The 17,848-nt window shown below is 53.3% G+C and carries 13 protein-coding genes; all 13 read right to left on the bottom strand.

What is annotated here, in order from left to right:
- Positions 1–153: 153 nt before the first annotated feature.
- Positions 154–420, bottom strand: coding sequence for a hypothetical protein (locus tag EYB31_RS37570; protein WP_131018781.1), 267 nt, complete (start codon positions 418–420; stop codon positions 154–156).
- Positions 421–757: 337 nt separating this feature from the next.
- Positions 758–2,080 (bottom strand): alpha-galactosidase, encoded by a 1,323-nt coding sequence (gene melA, locus EYB31_RS37575; RefSeq protein ID WP_170318310.1) that lies wholly within the window; start codon positions 2,078–2,080, stop codon positions 758–760.
- Between the two features lie 53 nt (positions 2,081–2,133).
- Complete coding sequence (locus EYB31_RS37580) at positions 2,134–2,922, bottom strand: SDR family NAD(P)-dependent oxidoreductase (protein WP_165452816.1); 789 nt, start codon at positions 2,920–2,922, stop codon at positions 2,134–2,136.
- On the bottom strand, positions 2,915–3,724 hold the full coding sequence (locus EYB31_RS37585; RefSeq protein WP_131018741.1) for an SDR family NAD(P)-dependent oxidoreductase: 810 nt from the start codon (positions 3,722–3,724) through the stop codon (positions 2,915–2,917). The genes EYB31_RS37580 and EYB31_RS37585 overlap by 8 nt, the downstream gene beginning before the upstream one ends.
- A complete protein-coding gene (locus EYB31_RS37590) occupies positions 3,725–4,723 on the bottom strand; it encodes a sugar phosphate isomerase/epimerase family protein (protein WP_131018743.1) in 999 nt (332 codons plus the stop codon).
- A gap of 33 nt (positions 4,724–4,756) precedes the next feature.
- The gene (locus tag EYB31_RS37595; RefSeq protein ID WP_131018745.1) at positions 4,757–5,524 is read right to left on the bottom strand and encodes an SDR family NAD(P)-dependent oxidoreductase; all 768 of its coding nucleotides are present in this window, start codon (positions 5,522–5,524) and stop codon (positions 4,757–4,759) included.
- 26 nt (positions 5,525–5,550) lie between these two features.
- The gene (locus EYB31_RS37600) at positions 5,551–6,699 is read right to left on the bottom strand and encodes a mandelate racemase/muconate lactonizing enzyme family protein (RefSeq protein WP_131018747.1); all 1,149 of its coding nucleotides are present in this window, start codon (positions 6,697–6,699) and stop codon (positions 5,551–5,553) included.
- Positions 6,700–7,001: 302 nt separating this feature from the next.
- A complete protein-coding gene (locus EYB31_RS37605; protein ID WP_131018749.1) occupies positions 7,002–11,372 on the bottom strand; it encodes an immunoglobulin-like domain-containing protein in 4,371 nt (1,456 codons plus the stop codon).
- Positions 11,373–11,904: 532 nt separating this feature from the next.
- Positions 11,905–12,693, bottom strand: a complete 789-nt coding sequence (locus EYB31_RS37610; protein WP_131018751.1) for an alpha/beta hydrolase — start codon at positions 12,691–12,693, stop codon at positions 11,905–11,907.
- A 63-nt stretch (positions 12,694–12,756) separates the two neighbouring features.
- Complete coding sequence (locus EYB31_RS37615; protein ID WP_131018753.1) at positions 12,757–14,265, bottom strand: response regulator transcription factor; 1,509 nt, start codon at positions 14,263–14,265, stop codon at positions 12,757–12,759.
- Positions 14,262–16,001 carry a sensor histidine kinase gene (locus tag EYB31_RS37620; protein ID WP_131018755.1) on the bottom strand — a complete coding sequence of 580 codons (1,740 nt, stop codon included), beginning with the start codon at positions 15,999–16,001 and terminating at the stop codon, positions 14,262–14,264. Before EYB31_RS37620 ends, EYB31_RS37615 begins: the two co-directional genes overlap by 4 nt.
- A 99-nt stretch (positions 16,002–16,100) precedes the next feature.
- The gene (locus tag EYB31_RS37625; protein WP_131018757.1) at positions 16,101–16,919 is read right to left on the bottom strand and encodes a carbohydrate ABC transporter permease; all 819 of its coding nucleotides are present in this window, start codon (positions 16,917–16,919) and stop codon (positions 16,101–16,103) included.
- Entirely contained in the window at positions 16,916–17,830 is a 915-nt protein-coding gene (locus tag EYB31_RS37630; RefSeq protein ID WP_131018782.1) for a carbohydrate ABC transporter permease, read from the bottom strand. The genes EYB31_RS37625 and EYB31_RS37630 overlap by 4 nt, the downstream gene beginning before the upstream one ends.
- Positions 17,831–17,848: the final 18 nt, after the last annotated feature.

Raw genomic sequence — 17,848 nt, forward strand, 5'->3', positions numbered from 1 at the left:
TTTGCGGTCTGTCAAAAAAATTCCGGTAAACACGGTCAGCGCGCGGCGTTCCACGGCATGACGGCGGACGGCGGTTGGCCTAGATCCCATGCGTCAACATGGCTTCCGCCGCTTTGCCGTTTTACCGACTACTTATGTTATTCCGGCAGCTTGCTAATACAGCGGTCCATATTGACAGGCCGGAAACGGCAAAATGTCGGCGATATCTTGGAACGCATAATGAAATGTGGCAAACTGCGTGTGATACAAATACTGCATCATGAAAATTTGCCCCGACTCCACGCTGCACAAAACGCCCGACACGCCTTGGCCGTTTTTCAGCGACACGCCGACCGGCCTGCCGATCAAACTTCTTGCCTTCTGCTCAAGCGCTCCCGGATAAGCAGCCTGCCCCGGACCCGGCGTAACGGCTCTATACATATACATGTGGTTTTCATCCCTTCGGCATCTGGGTATTTGCCCTCAGGTCAGTATATGCACAGGCGGATCGCAAGGTCCAGCCACAGCGCGATTTTCACCCTAATGTGCGGATCATGCAGCTTTACGGAGCGCCGTCTCCAACATCACGTAAAATTTTCCAACGTGCGCGAATCCCTAGCATGCGTATGGCGGGCGCTGCGCGATGGGCGGTTAAACCCCCGGCGATTCCTTAGCACACGTTACGCGCCGCACGGCGGTCGGTCGCCCCCGCGAATCCCAAGCGTTCGTCCTGGCATCCATAAGGCGAACCGCCCCTAAGCTACCGCAATCCCTCAGCTTACGTCAAATGCTTAAACTGCGGCAGCCAGTCTTTGTTGACCTCAAACATCTTGTCGACCATTTCTTTGATCTCCGCCAGACTCAGCACAGCCGAGGTGAGCGGATCAAAGCAGATTGCGTGGAAAATTTTGCGCGGATCGCCGGTAAGCGCTCCTTCCACCGCCAGCTCTTCACATCGTGCGCTAGTGTTCACCAGCACGGCCAGCTGATCCGGCAGCGGCCCAACATGGATCGGGCTTAATCCTTTACGGGAAGCCAGTACGGGCACCTCCACGCATGCCCCTTCCGGCAAGTTGTCGATCAAGCCGAAGTTGCGGACGTTGCCGTTAAACTCAAACAACGTCTGATCGCCAAACACCGCATTAAAAATGTAAGAGGCGTATTCGTTCCCTCTTTTCAAATCGATCGGGCTGTCTCTCCACGTGATCATTTGTTCGTTCCAGTTTGCCCGCCGCTTCTCGGCGCTTTTGATCGTCAGCGCGTATTCGCCCGGATTCCAGCCTGTACCCGGCAGGCAGTATTTCTCAATTAACTCCGGCCGCTTGCGGAACCAGGCGTTATATTCCGAGTTATGTCCGCTCGACTCGGTCACGTAATAGTCCAGATGCAGGAACATTTCGTTGCGCACAATTTCTTCATTGTAAACTTCCTGCCGGTTCGTTACCGCATCGCGGATCAGCGGGTAGGCGTCTTTTCCGTTCCATTTGTATTCGAGATAAAACGCTTGGTGGTTAATGCCCGCACAAGTATACGTAATCTCCTCCGTCGGCGCGCCGATCCAGCGGGCCAGCATCGCCGCCGTCCCTTGGACGCTGTGACACAAGCCGGTGACCTGGATGCCCGATTCGCCCTGCATCGTCCGGCACAACATCGCCATCGGATTTGTGTAATTCAGGAAGATGGCGTCAGGGCAATACCGCTCGATATCTCGGCATATCTCCATCATCGCAGGCACCGTCCGCAAATAGCGGAAAATACCTGCCGGTCCGCGGGTATCGCCAATATTGATGTCCACCCCGTATTGCTTCGGAATTTCCAAGTCTGTCCGCCAAATCGGCAGATCGCCGGCCAAAATCGTGCAGAGCACTCCGTCAGCCCCTTTCAGCGCTGCGGCCCGCTCGGTCGTGGCCTCTATATTCACCTGATATCCGCCGGCTTCGGCGATGTTTTCCACCATTTTTTTGGCAAAACCAAGCCGTTCCTCGTTGATATCCATCAAAGCGATCGTACAACCTTGAAACGCCGGAAACGTCAGCAAATCACGCACCAAATTTTTCGTAAAAACAAGACTGCCCGCACCGATAAACGCAATTTTCGGCAATCTAATCCCCTCCTTTTCCATATATAAGCGCATGACCGCGCCTTACTTCCAGACTAAATAGGCCGCCTGATGCTAAGGCCGCCGTCCACCGCCAGCATTTGCCCGGTAATTTGACCGGCTTGATCGGATGACAAAAAGACCGCTGCTTGGCCGATGTCGTCCCCCGTCTGCATTCTCCCGAGCGGCATCGATTTGGCGGACTGCTGAATTCTCTCGATGTCGCTGCCGTTCGCCTCCCATCGAGCCACCTCGCCTTCGGACGCCACCCAGCCCGGATGCACGCAGTTCACTCTGATTCGGCGCGGTGCCAAAGCATGCGCCAAATTTCGGGTAAAGGTGATCAGCCCGCCCTTGGACACCGCATAAGCCAGCGTTACGTCTTCGCCTTTGGAGGAATGCAAAGAACCGATGTTAACAATCGACCCGCTGGCCTCGGAATCCTGGGCCATATGAGGAACAACCGCTTTGCACATCAGAAATACGCCCTTTAAGTTAATGCCCATAACCCGCTCCCACAGCGCTTCGTCCGTACTGAACAAGTCGCCGCGCGGGAATATGCCCGCGTTGTTGACCAGCACGTCGATCCGTCCGAAATCACGGGCGATCTCCTGAACCGCCCGTTCTACCTCCGAACCGATCGACACGTCGCATACATACGAGCGGGCGTCGATACCGTCCTGCCGGAGCCGGCTGGCAAACTCCGTGGATCCGGGGTCTTTGTCGGCAATCGCAATCCGGGCGCCTTTCTGCGCGAACTGTCTAACGATGCCGGCCCCAATCCCTTTGCCCCCTCCCGTGACAATAACGGTTCGATTGTGGAATTCGGACACTGCGCTACTCACTCTCGCCCACCTCCAAATCCGCTTTTTCATAAGCGACTTTCGGAATTTGCGTAGCCAGCTTGCCTCCGCTCACATCGATGGTCGTACCCGTAATGTACCCTGCAAAGTCTGAAGCAAGGAAGCAGATTAAATAAGCGACGTCGTCTTTGGTTCCCCATTTCCGCAACGTCAGCGTATCCAGCAGCCGTTCCTGTTCATTGTCAGGTTTCTCGGCAAAATGATTCATATCGGTCGGAATCATCCCCGGCGCATAACAGTTAACGGTAATGTTCCACGGCCCGAGTTCACCTGCGAGCACTCGCGTAAACTGCCGTACCCCCGCCTTGGATGAGGCGTACGCCGCGCCGCCGTAACTGGGGACAATCGCCGCAAACGATGCGGCATTGATGATCCGCCCGGCACGCTGCCGTTTCATCACCGGAATGACGGCTTTGCACATCAAATAAGTTCCTTTGAGATTGACGTCCAGATTCAGGTCCCAAATTTCTTCGCGCAGCGAATCGACGGTGCCGCCTGCCGCCACACCCGCGTTATTGACCAAAATATCGATCTGGCCAAACGTGTGGGAAATGTCCTGGACAACCTCCTGAATGCGCGCAAAGTTGGTCACGTCGCAAACGTACTGCGCCCCTTCGTATCCTTTCTGCTCAAATTCGGCTTTTAAATCGAGCAGATGATCCTCATTAATATCGGTAACGATCGTGCGTACGCCCTCCGAGGCCAACGTCAGGGCAATTTCCCGGCCGATGCCGCGTCCTGCCCCCGTTACAATCGCCACTTTCCCGCGCAAGTCGATCAACATTTAAACCGCTCCCTTCAGGTTATCTGCCGCCCGCTGCTGACGGACAAGTCCTTGCATATAGGCGATGCTGGACAAAAGCTGGTTCGTCTCGTAAGCGACGATACTGCTTTCCGGTTCGTTTTTCTCATATGGCGTCCGCCATTCCGCCGGAGCTTTGGCATGGGCATATACAAAACGCAGCGTTTCCGCCAGTTGGGACGACGTACGCGCCGGATACTCCGGCCAGAAATCGGCGGCCAGCACCCGCGTATGGCGAGCTTCCAATGCTCCGACCTCGATGGACATCGTCATGTCCGGACATGATTCGGCGAACATGCCAAGCAGCGCGGGAAAATCGATTACGCCTTGACCGATCGGACAGCGGACAAGACGGTACCCCTCCTCCGTCAAGTAAATCCAGTAATCCTTCAAATGAACATGTTTTAAATGGGGAAGTATGCGTCTCGCGAAATCTATCGGTTCTTCCGCCGTGGCCAGCGGATTGCCTGTATCAAGAACAACCCCGAAATGCGGCGACCCGATCTGCTCGCACAACCAAAGCAGCTCCTCCGAAGCGACATCCTGGTGGTTTTCCAACGCCAAATGAACGCCAAGTTTCTCCGCGGCTTTGGTACCCGCAGCAAGCCCCTTCAGCACATCCTGCATAAAAGACTGCCACCGCCCCGCCATCCGCCTGCGGTCGCCGCCGAAATCGGCTCCGCCCACTACGGTTCGGATCGTCCGCGCGCCTACCCGGGCAGCGGTTTCCATCGCCGCTTCCAGCTTCTCGGGATCGTAACCGCCCGATGCGATCGAGATGTAGAGCCCATGCCGGGCGGCATATTCGGTAACGGAACGCAGGTCTTCCCCTTCCAGCAGCGCGGGGGGCATTTCCACGCCTTCCAGTCCTGCTTGAACGGCCTGTTCCATCAATTGGCTTGCAGTAATCCGCGGTCTGCCCGATTTGGGATGAATGCCCATCATAAACGTCGTGCCGTATACGCATAAACCTACCTTCATCTTCCGTCACCCTTTCCGGAAATGGTACGATGATTACCTTGCCGTCCAGCCTCCGTCGATTACAATAGACGATCCGGTCATAAAACTCGAAGCGTCCGACGCCATAAAAATGACCGCTCCTCTAATTTCCTCCGGATTTCCCCATCGGCCCAACGGGATATTGTCCACAAACGTCTTGTTAACCTCGGGATTGTTCATAACGACCGTATTTAACGGCGTCGCCATCGGTCCCGGACAAAGCGCATTCACCGTGATGTTGTACGGAGCCCATTCGAGCGCAAGCACCTTGGTCAGTTGCAGGAGACCGCCTTTGCTTGAACAATACGCGCTTCGCTCCGGCAGCGCCACGCTGCCAAGCATCGAGGACAAGTTGATGACACGCCCGTACCGCTGCTGCTTCATTTGTTTGGCAACCGCTCTCGAGCACAAAAAGGGCGCTTTCAGGTTGGTGTTCTGAACCGCGTCCCAATCTTCGTCTGCAAATTGCTCAATCGGCTTTCGTATGTTAATGCCGGCGTTGTTGATCAAAATATCGATGCGCCCGAATTCATCGATCACCTTTTGAACCATGTCGTTCACTTGCGGGGTATCCGTTACATCTGCTGTTATTCCTATAGCGCTTACGCCTGTGGCGTCCGTGATGGATTGAGCGGCTTCCGCCGCCTTCCCGCGATCGCGGCTCGTCAATGCAATACGGGCACCCGCCCCGGCCAGCGCTTCCGCCATGACTAGACCGAGCCCCTGAGCACCGCCCGTAATCAGCGCCACTTTTCCGTCAAGCTTGAACATCTCCAGACTCATTCCGAATGACACGCTCCTTTGGTTATTCAATGATTCTGCTCGCGTTTCTCCCAGCCTTGACGGAATAACGGCAGCCAGTTGCCCGGATGGTACGGGTGCTTATGCACTTCCTCCAAATTGATGTCGACGCCAAGCCCCGGCCGGTCGGACAGTTCGATATAACCGTAATTCACCCTCAGCGGCGGCGTTAAAATATGCTCCTCCCAAGGCTCGTTGAACTCGTCGAAGATTTCGTGCATGTAAAAATTTGGCGTAGCCATATTCAGATGAGCGCACACGACCGAGCAGACCGGCCCCTGCGCGCTGTGCGGCGCGGTTACTCCATTATGGGCATGCACCATGCCGCAAATTTGCTTAGATGCGGATATGCCCAAAAATTGCGGCTCCAGCTGAATGATATGAACGGCATTCGCCTTTAACAGCTCGGCAAACTGCTCGCGGCAGTAGAAATCCTCGCCGCAGGCGATCGGAACCGGGCTGCGCCGGGCCACTTCGACCAGCGAGGAAATGTTTTGCGGCGGCACCGGGGCCTCAAACCATGCCGGCTTGTACGGCGCCATCGCCTCGGCAAACTGCAGCGCCGTATGTACGCTGAACCGGTTATGCCCTTCGATGAGAATATCTACATCCGGTCCGATCGCATCCCGCACAGCAGCGATAATATCCAGCGACAACCGGAAATCGTCCGGTTCTACGGTACGCCAGGCCGATCCGAACGGATCGAATTTAAGCGCCGTATACCCTCTGGCGGCGACGTCCTTTGCTTTTTCATAAAAGTTTTCAGCCGTCCGCGGGCCCCGATACCAGCCGTTCGCGTAACAACGCAGCTTCTCGTGGCATCTGCCGCCAAGCAGCTTATACAGCGGCTGGCCCGTTATTTTGCCGATGATATCCCAGCATGCCGTCTCAATTGCGGCCAAAGCGGAACCTTGAATTTGCCCGCCGTCGGAATAAACGTCGCGGATCATTTTCAGCGAAACGGTCTCTACGTCAAACACGCTCATGCCGATATACAAATGCTTCAGCTCGTGAATCGCCGCCTCCACGGTTTTAGCGAAACCGTTTAACGTTCCTTCGCCGATCCCGTATAGTCCATCGTCGGTGCGCAATATAACAAACAGCCAATTTTTCCAGCTGTTGCCGACAATGTACGTTTCCACATCTTTGATTTTCATGCTTGATTCAGGCCTCCTATGAAACGGTGTATTGAAACAAACAGAAGTGGTACAAAACGCCGTTCTGATAAAAGAATACTACTCAAGTATGCGCTTTCATATGCTACAAAACTACACTGTAAGAGCTACTTTTAAAGGATCATGAGAGTCGGATCATTTTGGAGGGGAAAGCCGGCATATGGGCAGACGGGAATTACGTGCCGATCAAACGGCCCCTCACCGAAAGAGGGACATCCATGTCTGAATGTCCCTGCAGCGTTCAGCCTCTGAACGCGCCTTTACGGCGATTATCAATAAGGCTGTTATTTGCGTTCTTGGATCAGCTTCGCCTTCACCAAAAATCTTTCGATAAGCGCGGCCGTCTCCGCACGCGTCATGTTAATTTGCGGTCGCAGCTCCTGTGCGGAGCCTTGAACAAGCCCAGCGCTTACAGCGGCTGCGGCAGCTTGCTCCGCCCACGGTGCAAGATTCTCACAATCGGCAAAACGGGCAAGCATCGCTTTTGCGGTTTTGCCGTCTTGTTCCTCGATACCGGCCAGTTTCATTGCCCGCGCCATTATAACGAAAGCTTCCTGCCGCGTCACGATGCCTCCCGGACGGAACGTTGCATCCTCGTAGCCGCCGATCAAGCCGTACCGCTGAGCTTGGCCGACCGCACCGTTAAACCAGTCGCCCGGCTTCACATCGTTCCACCCGTTTGCACTCCCGTTCTCCGGCAAGCCAAGGGCTCTGACAACAATAGCCGCAAATTCGGATCTTGTGACTGCGTCGTCCGGTTTGAACGCGCTTGGCCTTTTCCCGTCTAAAATCATACGTAATGCCATATTTTCGACGGCCGCCTGAGACCAATGTCCTTCAATGTCGCCAAAAGAAACGTTACGGTTGATCAATGAATACGTACTGTTGGTCAAGCTGTTAATGACAGCGACATATTTACCGTTCTTATACGTTACGAACGTTGGAACGTGCCGGACGGTTCCATCCGGGTTCAAGACAACCGCCGTCGTAATGGTAGACGGATCGATGCCATCCGGTATCGTCAATTCACGCTCTACATAGGCGTTGAACGTTTCCACTTCGATCGTTTTGCCATTAAAGGATGCCGTTAAGGTGAAATCGACAGGCGGAATGATGACCGTATACCGATTGTCGAAGGCCTGCTTTTGCAACTGCGCCGCCTTTGTCTCCGAAGTCCTGGAAATTTGCAGCTGGACCTGGATGCTCGAGAGCGGCTGATCTTTGCCGATTGCCGCAGCCAGCTTATCTATAGCCATCAATGAAGCTGGAAGCTTATAACTACCCGCTGGTGCTTGAATTTCAAGCACAGCGTCTTTGTTTTCCAGCGATTTCACGATGTCGCCGGTCAACACGGCCCTCACTTGCTCGGCTTGTATCGATACCGGAATGACGATCGTCGGTTTCGCCGCTTCTTGAGACAACTGGGATTCCAGCTTAGCTGCGTCGATTGTAGCCGTCACAATGGTTTTACCATCATTACTTGTTACGGTTGCTTCGGCGATCTGCTCCTGTTGCTTGCCGTTAACGACAATTGCAAAACCGGCAGTCTTCTCATGTGTGTCAGCAGACTTCTTTCCTTCAGTGCTAGTTTCGTTCTGGCCATCTGGCGAGTTGTTCGCCGCATTTGCGGCTGGAACTTGCGAACTTGACGACCCGGAATTGCGGCGCACATGCACCGTATATTGGCGGTTCGTTACGCCATCTTCGGCGACTACCATTACGGTGATCGGATTGTCGCCTATTTTTAGCTCGACATCGGAATTTGTCTGACTTCCGGTAAGCAATTGGCCGTTAATAAATATAGAAGAACTTGATGCATAAGCGGCAGCCGTTACGGACAAATTGTGCACACCATAGACGACAAAAGCTTCATATTCGGTCACTGCCGCGCTGAAGGCCGGGCTTAGGGTCCCCACGGACAATTGCAGTGCGCCGAGTGCCGCGTTGGAATCCGGCTCCCTGTTCACCGTAACCGTATAAGCGCGGGACGCTGAAGGTTGTCCGACGTTGCCGGCTTTGTCTGATGTGACCGCGTACCAGTTATGTATGCCTTCGCTTAGTGCCGATCCAAGAGAAAAGGTCCAGTTGCCTGCCGCATCGGCCGTTGTCGAGCCGACTCGTTGTTGGTCTACATAGACGCTGACCGTAACCGACGCCTGGGAGCTGCCCTGAAATACCGGAGTCGCAGACGCGCTGCTCGCGTTAGCTGCCGGTACGCTCAATACCGCTGGCGTTGGCGGCGTGACATCGACGGTAAAGGACACTTCGTTTGAATATCCGCTAGTACCGTCCGCACTGATAAAAGTAGCTTTGACAAGGCGGCCGCCTTCCGCCCAATCTATTGTCGGAAGGAACGTCCATTGCCCGGCAGCGTTGGAAATTGCCGTACCGGCACTCACCCCGTCAACATATACAGTGATTGTTCCGCTCGGCAAAGATGTGCCGCTGATCGGTAGACGCGGGTTGTTCGTTAGAGATGCCGGGGCCGTGACAACGGGAGCCGACACCGGTGCTAAAGCCGGCAAATATATCGTGAACGCCCTCGAATCGGAAGCGCCGTTCTTCTGCACGTTCGCCGTAAGCAGAACGCTTTGACCGCCCTGCTGCATTGTCGGCCGCGTGACGGTTCCGTCAACAGTGACGTAAGCCGGCATGGAAGACGACCATATTATCGAAGCGCCGTATGTTGCGTCGGTTACCGACAACGTCAGGCTGCGGGTAACGGAGGAAACCGAATCGTTTTGAGCGTAGCCGATTTCAATCCTGTTCTTTGCCAGTTGCACCGCCTCGGCATCGGTCATCTGCAGTGCCTTCAGCGTAAGCGTAAACGACGCGGTATCGCTAATATTCGTCGACGGTATCGCTATCGTCGCCGTAAGTGTAACATTTCGGTCACCCTCCGTATATGAAGGAGGATTCACCGTACCGTTCGTGGAAACTAGATTCGGAGCGTCAGAACTCCACGATATGGTCGTACCGTTTAACCCCGATATCGGCAAGCTGACATTTTGCGTAACCGCAGCTGCAGAATCTGTACCGGCATACCCGATGGTGAGCGCCGTTTTAGCAATAGGTACGCGAAGCTGCTGCACGGTGTTATCGAGTGCAGTCTGAATGGCGGACAAACTGCCGTAGCCGGCAGGCGGACGGTTAATTACCATTTGCCCGGCAGCCGTGAGTTTTTCGTTTTCTCCCCAGCCGGTATAATAACCTAACGTCAGAGCGAGGTTGCCACTCGCAAGCGCAGTCTTTACCCCAGCCGCATCTACCGCCAGATCGAACTCGGCCACTGCTGTTTGGTCGGCATAACTTTGCGAGAAAATTGCTTGCAAATCAGCCAAAGCGGCATAACCCGGGCTTGGCGGCATATGCGCGCAGATGTATTGCGCAACGGCCGTCTGGTCCGCTTGTGCCCAAGTGGCATAAGCGCCGATCTGCAATGCACCGCTCTTGAGCGCATCGACAACAAGGTCAAGCCGATTCGCCGCGCATGCATTGTTCACAGCCGTTACAACCGGGGACAGCACTTCAGCCTTAATGGTTATCGTAAATGTCTTTGTATCGTCAGCGCTTCCTTTTGTCGCTTCAGCAGTTACCACTACAGACTGATCACCTTGCAGATCAGAAGGTCTTGTCACTTGGCCGGTCAGCTTACCGCCCGAAGAAGTTCCCGATATCTGCAAATAAGATGAAACAGCGCTCCAAGAGATGTCCGCTCCAAGTGTGCCTTTGACCGGTAAATATATGGACTGCGTGACGGAGGACGCAGAGTTACCAGAAGCATATTCAATCTGCAGGCCGGACAAGTCGGAAGCAACAATTTGCGCATCCGTCATTCGCTGTTTCACAGTAACCGTAAAAGTGCGGGTCGATGACGCCGGAACTATTGAGTCCGGTCCAGACTGGGATAGGTCGGCCGTAAGCACAATAGTTACATCCGGATCCGGAGATACCGGTCTTGTAACCGTTCCGTCGACAGCAATTGTGGATGGATCGTCGGAAGACCACGTAATACTGACGCCGTTCAGGCCAGTAGTTGGCAGCACAATGTTGTTCGTAACCGAGGAGGCCGAATCGCCCACGGCAAACTGAGGCGCCAGCACAGCTTGGGCAACCTGAACATCCAAGTTGTCCTGCAGCTCATATATATCCAAGAAGGCGTCACCGAATATTCCTTTATTGGCAGCTAAATACCCGGCGATGTCGTCCTGCTGTTCCATCGTCAACGAATTGTAATAACTGAGCGTCAAGCTCGACGATGCGGCTTGAAGCGCGGCCTTCATCGATACGGCATCGGCTGCCGCATTCGCTAGCGCAACCGGCAAACGGTCGTCATACTCCAAATCAAACGCCGCTTGTACGGCAGCCATATCCGCATAACCGTCAACAGCAGGCTTATTGTTGTAGATTTCCATCGCAATATCTTCCTGATCCAATCTCACCCAGTTAGAATAATTCCTCAGTACAAACCCTTGAGATTCGGAATTGAGCAGCAGCGTCATAATTTCTTCATATTGTGCGTGATTAATTTGCTCAGTAAATGTGGGCTGCCTCGCCGACACCGGAGCCGTACTGACGAAATACGCACAAATCATCGCCATCATCATGGCCGCTGTTAATACGACCCGCTTGAATGTAAAACGGTTTACTTGCATGCATGTCCCTCTCTTGTTGTTATCCAAATTGTATTGCACCGCCAACAGGTAAGCGCTTAACCTTTAACGTTTCGTCCCCAATCCTGCCGAACTTTCTTTGGTTCCCCCCATCTCCGTTCTTATTTTTAGGCAGGAAGACACGCTGTTTTGGGTGCAAAGTAGGTCTATATTACCACCCGATCAGATGGCCTTCAATTCTAAAATTAGTATAAAGATCACACACTATCCCTTGACAATTTGCAAAATCTACATATTAAAATTCCAATTGCATAGTCATATAACATCAAAGAAACTATCGCTAGCATGACGGAGTACAAGCGGGAGTGGTACTTTGAAACAAGATGGAACTGGCTTTAATGAAAAATGGTCGAGCAGAATGATACGCCTGCTCAACCATTTTTTGTTTTAGGCCGATCGATCCTTCAGAGTGGAGATAAGAAAGGAAAACCGCCACCACCTAACCATGCTATCGGTAAGCCGCAAAGCAGTGGACGCCTATTCGCCGATTCAAAAACTTCAGTACAAGCCAATCCTACTCTGCGTTTGTGTGTTCCGGCAACGGCAGCCAGGCCAGCACGTCTTGGATCTTCCGGTCCCAATATCCCCATTCATGAGTCCCCGGTTCTTCTTCATATGTGAAGTCCATATTAGTGCGCCGGCATGCATCGCGGAACAACAGGTTATCCTCGTACAAAAAGTCCTCCGTGCCGCAGCACTGATACAACTTCGGTTTGAGTCCGTCCGATTTGTCGCATTGCTCCAGCAGCCAGAACAAATCGTTGGCCGTGCCGGTTACCGGCTCATCCCCGAACGTAAGCCGGTAGTCGCGCAGCCGCGCCGGATCCTCCGGCACTTTCGCCCGGTTGAGGCCGCCCGACAAACTGGCCGCCGCCGCGAATTGCCCCGGCTTGCTTAAGGCCCATTTGAGCGCGCCGTAACCTCCCATCGACAATCCCGCGACATAGTTGTGCTCGCGCAGGTCGGACAGCGGGAAAAATGACCGCGCAATCTCCGGCAGTTCCTCGCTCAAGAAAGTCCAGTACCGGTTGCCGTAGGCCATGTCCGTATATGAGCTGCGGTGCACCTGGGGCATAACTACGGCGATGCCAAGGGATGCCACATACCTTTCGATCGACGTCCGTCTCAGCCAGATCGAATCGTCGTCCGACATACCGTGAAGCAAATACAGCGTTGGGTGACGGTCGCCTTTTTTCACATTGTTCATGCCAATCTGCGATTTCGTTTGCTGCGGCAAAATGACAGTCATCGAAGTGCTTAACATCAAAGTCTCTGAGAAAAAATGACATTGGATTAGCGCCATGGTTGGACCTCCTGAAAGCTTTCCGTAGGAAAGCTGGCTTCGTAAGCTTCTGCTGGCCCCTCCCTACACCGACTGGGCCTGATTTTTCCTGTAATCGGAAGGATAATTGCCAAACGTCTGAGTGAACAGCTTCGTAAAATGCCTTGTGCTGTAATAGCCGACCTGCTCGGCGACCTGCTTCACCTGCAGGTTCGTGTTCAGCAGCAGCTCCTGCGCTTTCAACATGCGGATGCGAGTCAAGTATTTGACAAACATCATCCCGGTTTTCTTATGAAACAAAGTGCTTAAATAATTGGCCGACACGTTTAATTGCCCGGCAATTTGCCCGATGCCAATATCGTCCATATAATGTTTTTCCACATATTGAGTGACTTGTCCGACCAGGTCCGCTATATTCGGCTCCTTCGGGCACATCACGATCAGCGCGCTTTCCCCGTGCTGCCGCAGCTCCCGGATGATTTGCCCGGCCGCCGCCTGACAAGGGAGGTGAAGCCCGATCGCATACATCAAATACTGGCGGATCGACTCCTGCGTTTTTTCAGATTGCATAAATTGCGGCTGTTTTTGAAGAAACGTCTCCCATTCGTTCACGGCGTTGTGATAGTTCAAATACATGCGGTCCTGAAAATGACGGCAGATCGCACTTAGCAGCCTTACGCCCTCCGCTTTGTCCGGCCTCTCATCCTCTTTGGACAATTCGGCAAAATCAAGGCTCCGGTTCACGCCGCATACACACCGCAGGTCCGCCATGTGCTGAAGCTGCTGAAATCGCTTGTTAAATTCCTCAAATCCCTGGCATTCGCCGGTGCTAAGTACGGTGGCCGCCGTATTGTCGCTGCCAAGACCGAAAACATACGATTCGATCTCGCGGAAAAATTCGCACACTCCCGTCTTGACGTCCGGCCCCAATTCCGGATCCCATACGCCAACAGCGGCCAGTTCGCCGCCCGGCAATGCGAGCAGCGCCAAATTCATCCCGTACACGAGATGTTTTTTCATAAATCCGCGAATTTCTTCATAACACCTGCGCTGAATATCGGCCGACGAGCGGACGGACGCCGCGCTGTCCAAATAAAAGGCGCGCGCCGAAAACTTACCGCGGTGCAGCAAGCTGTCCCGCTCTTCGAACTTCAACGAGGTAAGTCCGCTGCACAAGGCGACCAGGCTGTTTTCGAACTGCTGATTCAGCAGCGCAGTGTACTCCTTATTATCTTTGTAAATATGATGCAGCGCCTTTTCCAGCTCATGGGGATCGACCGGCTTCAGCAAATACTCCGAAACCCCCAGCTTTAAAGCCTGCTGCGCATAAGTGAAGTCGGAGAAACCGCTCAAAATGACCCATTCCGTCAGAGGCGAGATGATTTTGCCAAGACGAATGGCTTCCAGTCCGCCCAGTTTCGGCATACGCATATCAACGATGGCGATATTCGGTTTATGGCATGCCACCATCTCCAGCAGTTCTTCGCCGTTTGTCGCTTCGGCGACAATATGCCAAGGAGCCTCCATATCCTTGATCATGCTGCACAAGCTGGCTCTTACTAAACTCTCATCGTCGGCAATGACCATCTTCATCTTCCGTTCACATCCCTCAGCGGAATTAGAATTCGAGCAAGCGTTCCTTGTCCGGCGGCGGATTCCATCTGCAGAAAGGAGCCCTCATAAGCCAGCCGCAGCCGTTCGCGCACGTTCGTCAGACCAACGCCCTCGCGGCCATGCCCCGGGTTGAAGCCGATTCCGTTGTCGGCAATGCGGATTTCCAGCCGGTTGGTTTCGTCTTCGCCTTCTCCCGGAACGATTTCCGCTTCAATCGTTAAACGGCAGGCCGCATCGCTGGGTTCAATGCCATGGATAATCGCATTTTCCGTAAGCGGCTGCAGCAGCAGCTTCGGGATCGGCACGTTCGCCGCTTCCGGCCGGCATTCGATCGAGTAGCTTAACCTCTCCGCAAACCGCATCTGCTGCAATTCGCAGTACTTATCGATAAAATTCAGTTCCTCCTTAAGCAGCGCCCAATCGTTATGTTCCAGCGTATACCGCATCATGCCGCTTAAGCTCAGAATCGCCCGCTCCAGCATCATGCTTTGACCCGTCCGGTTCAAACCGATAAAGCCATTTAACGTGTTATACAAAAAATGCGGCTGAATCTGCGATTGCAGTGCCCGGTATTCGGCATTTCTTTGTCCCAGCGCAGCCCGGAATTCGCGATCGATCAACTCGCCAAGTTGGGCGATCATCGTGTTTAAGTTGGAGCCAAGCTGGGCGATCTCATCGTTCCCCCGGACCGGGTAAAACGTCTGCAAATTGCCGCGCTGCACCCGTTTCATCACTTGAATCATCTGCTTAAACGGCGTTACGATCCAGCGGGAGGCCGTATAATACAACAGCAGCGTGATGATAAGACCGGAGGCCGCGAACAAAAAGCCTACCCAATATATACGTTCAAGCGCCCGTTTAATGACCGATTCGGGAAACAACACAATGATCCGCCAATTGGAGCGGCTGACCGTCTCGCTGACGACGGAAAAGCTTTCATTGCCGCTCGCGACAACGCCATTCCCTCCGCCCAGCTGTTTTTGCAGCTCGCCGGGCAGCGGCTGGCTGGCATAGATCAGCTTCTGCTTATCGTCCAGAATGGCGGCGATCGAGCCGCTTTTTAAGCGGATGCCGCGCATCATTTTTTCCAGAGCGATCGTATCGGCATCCGCCATAATCACGCCCAGCGGCCTGCGCGTGTCGGGATCGTTAATGACCCGGGCCACGGAAAATACCTGCTTGCCCGGGCCTTCCAGATAATCCTGAAAGTGCACGCTGATAAATGCGACGTTGCCGTCCTCTTTCATGGCGCGAATGTACCAATCCTGATCTTTGAACGGATAACCTTCCACCGGCTTATTGCCGAAGCCGGTGGGATCGGTAAGATAAATCGAGCCGTCCATCGGAAGCAGGATGGTGCCAAGTATGTCCTTGCGGGTGTTTCTCAAAAATTTAGGCAGCGTGTTGGAGAGAGCTTGTTCCGCTTCATATTGCTCGTAAGGGGCGATTTTCACTGAACGGTCATACGATTTGATTTTTAAAGCCTGCATGACGTCGCTGTTAAAATAGGGGGTTATCGTCATCCGGTCGAGATCGTCCAGATACGTTTCAATACTGAATGTAAGCGCTGTTAAAGTATCCTGCATCTGGATGTACTCTTGCTCGGCTATCGACTTCTGATAATAAGTCGGCAGCGCAACAACAATGATGACCACTGGAATAACAATCGTAGCCAAAAACAAAAGCGCCAGCTTAAACCGGATGGATTGCCACATATTGTATCACCTTCCAGACTGACCCTTGTCTCTATATTACCTCTTTCCTAAGCCTGTCTCAAGCGTATTTCTCCGGAAAAAACGCGATTTTTGAGTGGATTAGCCCTTGATCGCGCCGGCCGAGAGCCCCGAAATAAAGTAACGTTGGAGGAAAAGATACAGCACGGTCATCGGTAAGGCGCCCATAAACGAACCGGCGGCGACCCAACCCGTCTGCTGGCCGTCTTCGGCGAAAAAGCTGGATAAAGCGACAGTGACGGTGCGCAGCTCCGGTTTTTGCAGAAAAAACAGCGAAAACTGAAAGTCGTTCCACACCGATACGCCGTGCAAAATAATGACCGTCGCCGTAATCGGCATCAGCAGCGGCAGCAAAATGCGGTAAAACAAGCCGAATTGACCCGCTCCGTCGATCATCGCCGCCTCGTCCAATTCGCGCGGAATGGTACCGATAAAACCGGTGTACAGGAAAATCGTCATCGGCAAATGGAACGTAACGTGCAGCAGAATGATACCCCAGAATTGGTTCATGCCGCCGAGGTCGACGACAATTTTGTAAAGCGGCACAAGGCTGGTCAGTGGTGGCACGATCAAAGCGGAAACGATCAGCATGTAAATGAACTTGTTCCATTTGGTCTGCCTTCGGGACAGCGGGTATGAGGCGATCGAGCCCAAAATGATAATGATCGTAATGGAAAACAAAGTGACGATCAGATTGTTTTTGAAGGCGTTCGCAAGTTTGGCATTCTCCCATGCGTTCGCGAAATTATCGAGGTACAAGTAACCCGGCATCACCCATTTGGAACTGAGATCGTCAATCGCCTTAAACGAGGTGGTAATCAGAATATAGAAAGGCAGTATATGCACGATGCAAATCAGAATCGACAAAATCAAGGTCAGCTTGTTTTTTTTACTCGTCATGCAGATACCTCCCTCTTGCGCAGGAACACAAGCGCCACCATGCTGACAATGGAAATCATCACAAACATCAGAATCCCGACGGTTGCCGCATACCCTGCATCTTCACGGCCGAAATACAGCAAATAGATGAAGGTCGACAGCGAAGCCGAGGCATATCCGGGACCGCTGTTGGTGAGCGCGGCAATGACGTCGAACAACTTGAGACCGCCGATCAGGTTCATGACCATGCTGACGGTAAAAGCCGGCGCAAGCAGCGGCCATGTGACATGTATGAATCGAGACAACGGCCCGGCTCCGTCAATGGTCGCTGCTTCGTAATAGTCTCTGGGGATCGTTTGCAGGCCCGCCAAAAACAGCACCATGGCGATGCCTAAATATTGATACGTATTTACAAAGGTGATAATCCATACGTTGACGTTCGGGTCCCCCAGCAAATTCGCCGGTTTATCCTGGAACAGCAGTAAAACGTCGTTGATCGCGCCGCCTTCGAAGCGGAAGAAGAAATACCAAATATAACCCATAATGAGCGAGCTGATGATAACCGGCAGATAAATGACCGTCCGCACCAATCCGCGGCTGCGGATGTTCATGTTCAGGTATAAGGCGTACAAGAGACCCATCAAATTCTGAAATACCGAGCTGCCGATGCCGTAAATGACTGTATTTTTAATAATCTTGCTAATATCGGGATCGGTTAACAGCCTTTTGTAATTCGTAAACCCGACCCATTTAAAATCCGGGTTGTAGCCGTTCCAGTTCGTAAATGAAATTTGAATGCCCTTCAGAAACGGATAAAAAATAAACATGGCCAGCAAAATAAGCGCCGGCACGTACAGCAGATTCAGCATGGCGCCGCTGCGGGCCATCCGGCTCCCCGAACCGACACGCGCGCGCTGCGTATGTTTTTCCATTGCGGACACTGATTTTGT

Origin of the sequence: Paenibacillus thalictri, from assembly GCF_004307995.1 — a bacterium.
Taxonomy (GTDB): domain Bacteria; phylum Bacillota; class Bacilli; order Paenibacillales; family NBRC-103111; genus Paenibacillus_AF; species Paenibacillus_AF thalictri.

Excerpts from the sequence above, each read along its gene's own strand:
- EYB31_RS37620 (WP_131018755.1), bottom strand. The coding sequence starts at position 16,001 with ATGTGGCAATCCATCCGGTTTAAGCTGGCGCTTTTGTTTTTGGCTACG.
- EYB31_RS37600 (WP_131018747.1), bottom strand. The coding sequence starts at position 6,699 with ATGAAAATCAAAGATGTGGAAACGTACATTGTCGGCAACAGCTGGAAA.
- EYB31_RS37570 (WP_131018781.1), bottom strand. The coding sequence starts at position 420 with ATGTATAGAGCCGTTACGCCGGGTCCGGGGCAGGCTGCTTATCCGGGA.
- EYB31_RS37610 (WP_131018751.1), bottom strand. The coding sequence starts at position 12,693 with ATGGCGCTAATCCAATGTCATTTTTTCTCAGAGACTTTGATGTTAAGC.
- EYB31_RS37630 (WP_131018782.1), bottom strand. The coding sequence starts at position 17,830 with ATGGAAAAACATACGCAGCGCGCGCGTGTCGGTTCGGGGAGCCGGATG.
- EYB31_RS37595 (WP_131018745.1), bottom strand. The coding sequence starts at position 5,524 with ATGAGTCTGGAGATGTTCAAGCTTGACGGAAAAGTGGCGCTGATTACG.
- EYB31_RS37585 (WP_131018741.1), bottom strand. The coding sequence starts at position 3,724 with ATGTTGATCGACTTGCGCGGGAAAGTGGCGATTGTAACGGGGGCAGGA.
- EYB31_RS37625 (WP_131018757.1), bottom strand. The coding sequence starts at position 16,919 with ATGACGAGTAAAAAAAACAAGCTGACCTTGATTTTGTCGATTCTGATT.
- EYB31_RS37605 (WP_131018749.1), bottom strand. The coding sequence starts at position 11,372 with ATGCAAGTAAACCGTTTTACATTCAAGCGGGTCGTATTAACAGCGGCC.
- EYB31_RS37590 (WP_131018743.1), bottom strand. The coding sequence starts at position 4,723 with ATGAAGGTAGGTTTATGCGTATACGGCACGACGTTTATGATGGGCATT.
- EYB31_RS37615 (WP_131018753.1), bottom strand. The coding sequence starts at position 14,265 with ATGAAGATGGTCATTGCCGACGATGAGAGTTTAGTAAGAGCCAGCTTG.